This is a genomic window from uncultured Porphyromonas sp. (assembly GCF_934359325.1).
Classification (GTDB): domain Bacteria; phylum Bacteroidota; class Bacteroidia; order Bacteroidales; family Porphyromonadaceae; genus Porphyromonas_A.
This window is the reverse complement of sequence record NZ_CAKRLH010000107.1, coordinates 1-5,374: the sequence shown is the minus strand read 5'-3', so window position 1 is coordinate 5,374 and position 5,374 is coordinate 1. Positions and strand designations below refer to the sequence as shown.

At 56.1% G+C, this 5,374-nt stretch carries 3 protein-coding genes, 2 tRNA genes and 1 riboswitch; of the genes, 3 read left to right on the top strand and 2 right to left on the bottom strand.

Annotated elements, in window-relative coordinates; genetic code table 11:
* Together Q0F21_RS05045 and Q0F21_RS05040 are read right to left on the bottom strand one after the other, a co-directional pair.
* A partial coding sequence (locus Q0F21_RS05045; protein WP_297237979.1) for an alpha/beta fold hydrolase occupies positions 1 to 884 on the bottom strand: 884 nt, incomplete at its 3' end.
* Between the two features lie 254 nt (positions 885 to 1,138).
* Positions 1,139 to 1,345, bottom strand: a riboswitch (cobalamin riboswitch).
* 244 nt (positions 1,346 to 1,589) lie between these two features.
* A complete protein-coding gene (locus Q0F21_RS05040; protein ID WP_297237977.1) occupies positions 1,590 to 2,957 on the bottom strand; it encodes a hypothetical protein in 1,368 nt (455 codons plus the stop codon).
* A gap of 229 nt (positions 2,958 to 3,186) precedes the next feature.
* Here Q0F21_RS05040 and typA point away from each other — a divergent pair, with 229 nt between their 5' ends.
* The 3 genes from typA (at position 3,187) to Q0F21_RS05025 (ending at position 5,230) form a co-directional block, all read left to right on the top strand.
* Entirely contained in the window at positions 3,187 to 4,989 is a 1,803-nt protein-coding gene (gene typA, locus Q0F21_RS05035) for a translational GTPase TypA (protein ID WP_297237975.1), read from the top strand.
* Between the two features lie 68 nt (positions 4,990 to 5,057).
* Positions 5,058 to 5,130, top strand: a tRNA-Gly gene (locus Q0F21_RS05030).
* Positions 5,131 to 5,143: 13 nt separating this feature from the next.
* Positions 5,144 to 5,230: transfer RNA gene (locus Q0F21_RS05025), tRNA-Leu, on the top strand.
* The last annotated feature ends 144 nt before the right edge of the window (positions 5,231 to 5,374 follow it).

The window sequence follows — 5,374 nt, the reverse complement described above, 5'->3', positions numbered from 1 at the left end:
TCCTCCTTCGCCTCGGGGCGGATCAGACTTGCCATCATCACTACATTCTGGTACGTGATGATCTCCACACCTGAGGTTCCCGGGGCGGCAAGCAGCACTATGAAGTCGACCTCTGCCGGACTCTCTGCTGCGATCCTCTCGGCGATGAGTCCTCCCTCGCTGTGCCCTATGAGCCCCACCCTTGAGTACTTTCCCGTCTTACGCAGATACTCAAGTGCCGACTTGGCATCTGCCACGAAGTCCCTCAGCATAGAGGCTCCGAATGTCCCCGTAGACTCGCCCACTCCTCGCTTGTCGTACCTCAGCACGGTAATGCCCTGCCGGGTGAGGTGGTCGGCTATGTCGCAGAGGGGCTTGTGCGGTCCCAGTTTCTCGTCCCTGTCATTTGGTCCACTGCCCGATACCAGCACCACTGCGGTAGAGCTCTTCTGCTTGCCCGGCTCCGTCAGTGTGGCGGCGAGGGTCACCTCTCCCGAGGGTATGGTAAGCTCAGTAGCGTGGTAGGGGAGATTGGTCTTTGGCTTGTTCTTCCGATACTCACCTCGTATCAGATCCAGCCGAGTGGTAAACCCCTGCTGAGAGAAGTCTCCCCTGATCGTATCTCCCTCGAGCCTGCCACTGTAGCCGGCACCGATGGCACGGCTCTGCCAGCTGAGCGTCCGGCTATCGGGGCTGAAGCTGATCTGCTCCACCGGGATCCCCTTCGCTCCCTGCTCCGGGCTGTCTAAGGTGGCGGAGTAGCCTTCGGTCCCCTCCGTGATGTGGAGCACAAGCGGCAGGCTGTAGGTCGGGGTGACCTGCAGGGTCCCATGCCAAGTGTCGACGATCTGAGCCCGGCAGGTGAGCGCAAGGATGGAGAGCGCGAGGATAATGTAGTTTCTCATGGCTGAGGATAGAGTGACATAATGTAAATAAGTGGTGGAAAGATACCAAAAAAGGAGAGACCGCCACCGTCGGATGTTGGTGACCGTCTCTCCTAAAAGTGCATGGACTCGATCCGCTTCGCAGAGGGTCGTCATCACTCAGTATGAATTACCTGACCACACTTGGGATAATAGTCGCTGATAGCGAGTCAAAAAATGGAAAATCTAGATGGACTACATCCTTAATAGTGGCACCGCCCCAGTCCTCGGGAGCGATACAAAATGCACGTGACGGCAGGTTTTCTGGCTCGTCTCTCGGCTCATCGCCTTCCCATACTCCTCGCGAGGAGGACTACAGTGGCATCTCTGTGAGCCGATCGGTTGGAGACTTACAGCAGCGGGTCTGCACAGGACTTGCACCTGTTTCCCTCTTACTCCGATGAGCGAGTGGTCATCGGATCACCGTCACCGCAAAGGTACGTTTTTTCTGATCACCACCCTTATTTTTCTCCGGCTGATCTGCGGTTTGGTGTGCCGGGGTAGGGGGAGGGGATCAGCTCAAAACTAAACCCGGTATTAGTGATCTCTATTACCGGGTTTAGTGATCACTAATATCGGGTTTAGATTTTTCTCGGTGCGGTGACGTGGTGGAGCCACCTCGGTGGCATAAGAGAGAGTACCCGAGATGTGGCTCTCGGGTACTCTCAGGACGGATCTCGCTAAGGATTACTTGCGGAGGCGTATATTCAGCTCATCCTGAGCCATGTCTCTCAGCTTGATCAGCTGCTCATCATCCGGCTCGCGCTCCAGTCCCTCCTGTGCGCTGTCCAGGGCGCGCCCAAAGTCGCCGAGACGGTAGTAGCTCTGTGCCGCCTTGCGCAGGTAGAATATGTACTTGGCGATGTCCCTCTTCTTGGCGCAGAAGTTGATCACCTCCTCTACCACATCGATGTGAGCGGAGTACTCGCCGAGGGCGAAGTAGGCATTCTCAAGGACAAAGAGGGTACTGATGTTATTAGGCAGGTTGCTCTTTTTCTCATTGATGAAGTCGAGTGCGGCGTGCCGGGTCGTCTCCTTTGTCTCGAGCTCCTCCGTCGCAGTGTACATCCGTACGTAGGTGGTGATGGCCTGCTTGATGGCCTGCTCCACCTTGACTCCCTCCTCTATGGAGGTGTGGAAGGACTTGAGCGCCGCCTCGAAGTCCTTGTCCTCCAGGTGGCCGATCCCCTCATCGTATGCCTGTGAGTCCTCCGTCTCCTCGCGGTTGTGTCCCTTACTGAGTACGCTCTCGAGGGCATCGAGGATCGACTTGGTGCTCTGGTTCTTGGGGTACTTCTCGGCGATCATCTGGAGGAGGTTTCGCGAGCGGAAGAGATCCCCGCTCGTGGTTCGCTCCATCACTATGTCGAGTAGCTTGTCGATCGTCTGGGGACGGACGATGGCCTTGGCGGTGAGTCCCTTGTGATTGGATGCCGGGAGGAAGGCAACCTCGATGTTGTCGCCCGAGAAGTCCCTGAGAGAGGCGTCGAGGAGGTCGGCTCGATTGAAGTAATAGCGTCGCTGGTCGGGGGTGTCAATGAATCCGAATTGGTAGGACGGTCTGAGCTGAACGATCTTGCCTATGGGAGAGACCACCACTTGATCTTCCTTCCGGCTGTCACTCTTGGACTGTACGTAGGCCTCGCGGACGCCCTCCACTGCTTCTTCATTCCTCTTCTTTGTCTGACCCTTCTTGCTCCAGTCGTCGAGTAGTGAGGGGTCTCTCTCCGCCAGGATGGAGAGTGGTACGCGATCGCCGGGCTTGTATTTGGTAAATGGCTTGGACGGCTCTGCCTCGCTTTGCGGGGTGGCGGTTGATGGGGTCTCCTTCGCCTCCTCTGTCGGTGCGGATCCCGTCTCTGCGGCGGGATCGCTGCTTATGGAGGCAAATGTGCTGATGCTGGATGCGCTTATGCCCTTGACCTGACCATTGCTTAGTCGGAGCACGATGTAGTCCGGCCCGAAAAAATCGATCTGACCCTGAGTGGTCTCCGAGTCCGTCGTGATCTCAATCAGATCACCGGTTTTGAAATTAGACTTTAAAAATTCTATCATGATAAAAAGGTAACCAAAGAGGATATCTAAGCACTAGAGGTGATACTACTCTAAGTCTTACAAATGTAACAAAATCGTTGGATCTATCGCAATGCTTGGTGTCGTTTATCCAAGTCGTGGTCCGGGCTGTCACGCGCAGAGGAAGTGGGCGGGAGGATTTGGCGGGTCTGCACTGGTGAGGTTCATTTCATTTTATGTAACTTTGCAGGCACATTTCAGGACGAAAAAGATGGAAGAAAATAAGATCAGAAATATCGCGATCATCGCTCACGTCGACCATGGTAAGACCTCTCTCGTGGATCGTATGCTGCAGGCGGGCAACCTCTTCAGGGACCCGAGCGAGAAGCTGGAGCAGGTGCTGGATAACAACGACCTGGAGCGTGAGCGAGGTATCACGATCTTCTCCAAGAACGTCTCCATTCAGTACAAGGACTACAAGATCAATATCATAGACACGCCCGGACACGCAGACTTCGGAGGTGAGGTGGAGCGCGTCCTCAATATGGCGGACGGCTGCCTCGTGCTGGTGGATGCCTTCGAGGGACCGATGCCGCAGACGCGCTTTGTCCTCGAGAAGGCTCTTCGCATAGGGCTGAAGCCGATCCTGGTGATCAATAAGGTCGATAAGCCTAACTGCCGACCCGATGAGGTGCAGGAGAAGGTCTTTGACCTAATGTTTGACCTTGATGCGTCCGAGGAGCAGCTTGAGTTCCCCACCTTTTACGGATCGGCCAAGCAGGGCTGGATGAGTACCGACTGGCATAAGCCGACGAAGGACATCAGCGTACTCTTAGACGGCGTGATCGAGTATATCCCTGCGCCACCGATCAATGAGGGACCTCTCCAGATGCTGATCACCTCCCTGAGCTACTCCTCCTATGTGGGGCGTATCGCCATCGGTCGCGTCCATCGCGGGACTATCCGTGCCGGACAGGAGATTGCGCTGATGAAGTCGGACGGCACGATCGAGAAGCAGCGGATCAAGGAGCTGGATATCTTTAGCGGTCTCGGTCGTCAGAAGGTCGACGAGGTACACTCCGGCGACCTCTGTGCTGTGATCGGCATTGACGGCTTCGAGATCGGCGAGACCATCGCCGACCCGGAGACACCGGAGATGCTGCCGACGATTGCGGTCGATGAGCCGACGATGAGTATGCGCTTTACGATCAATAACTCGCCATTCTTCGGTCGTGAGGGGAAGTACGTCACCTCGCGTAAGATCGAGGATAGGCTGATGCTGGAGACGGAGAAGAATATCGCCCTCCGCGTCGAGCAGACCGAGAGCGCCGACAGCTGGATGGTCTACGGTCGCGGTGTTCTCCATCTCTCCGTCCTAATCGAGGAGATGCGTCGTGAGGGGTATGAGCTGCAGGTGGGTCAGCCTCAGGTGGTGATCAAGGAGATCGATGGACAGAAGTGCGAGCCGATCGAGGAGCTGGAGATCGAGGCTCCCGAGGAGTGTGCCAGCAAGCTGGTGGATCTCTGCATCCGCCGCAAGGGAGAGATGGTGGCGATGGAGACCAATAACGGTCGCGTCAGCGTCACCTTCCACATCCCCTCCCGAGGGATCTTTGGACTCAATAACGCTGCTCTCACACTCTCGAGCGGTGAGGCCATCATCTCACACCGCTTCCTCTCCTTTGAGCCATGGAAGGGGGATATCCCAGGTCGTACCAATGGCTCCATCGTCTCGCTGGAGACCGGTAACGCCTTTGCCTACGCACTCAACAACCTCCAGGATCGCGGGCGCTTCTTCATCGCCCCGGGTGAGGATGTCTATGAGGGTCAGGTCGTGGGTGAGCACAATAAAGACAACGACCTCCCCTGCAATGTCTGCAAGTCAAAGAAGCTGACCAATGTCCGCGCCGCCGGAAGTGACGATAAGGTAGTGCTCGCGCCGCCCATCGTCTTCTCGCTCGAGGATGCGCTGGAGTATATCAAGTCGGATGAGCTGGTGGAGATCACTCCTAAGAGTCTCCGACTGCGGAAGATCCTCCTGAGCGAGCTCGATCGTAAGCGGGCCGGGAAGTAAGCAGGCACATTGCGGAGTTGCGATAAAATCGTAACTTTGCGTCACTAAACCGATGGGGGAAGGGTTTTGCGGAAATAGCTCAGTTGGTAGAGCGCAACCTTGCCAAGGTTGAGGTCGCGAGTTCGAGCCTCGTTTTCCGCTCTCTTGATTCGCCGCCCGAATGGTGGAATCGGTAGACACGAAGGACTTAAACTCCTTTGACCCGAATAAGGTCGTGCGGGTTCAAGTCCCGCTTCGGGCACAGAGAGAGTCTTCTCTAAGCACAAAAAAAGCGCACGTCAGGCAATTGCTGCCCGGCGTGCGCTTTCCCTATATACTCTCAGCGTTACTCGGTGAAGTAGTGTCTGGCAATGCGGCTCGAGAGACGGGAGAGGATCTCGTAGTG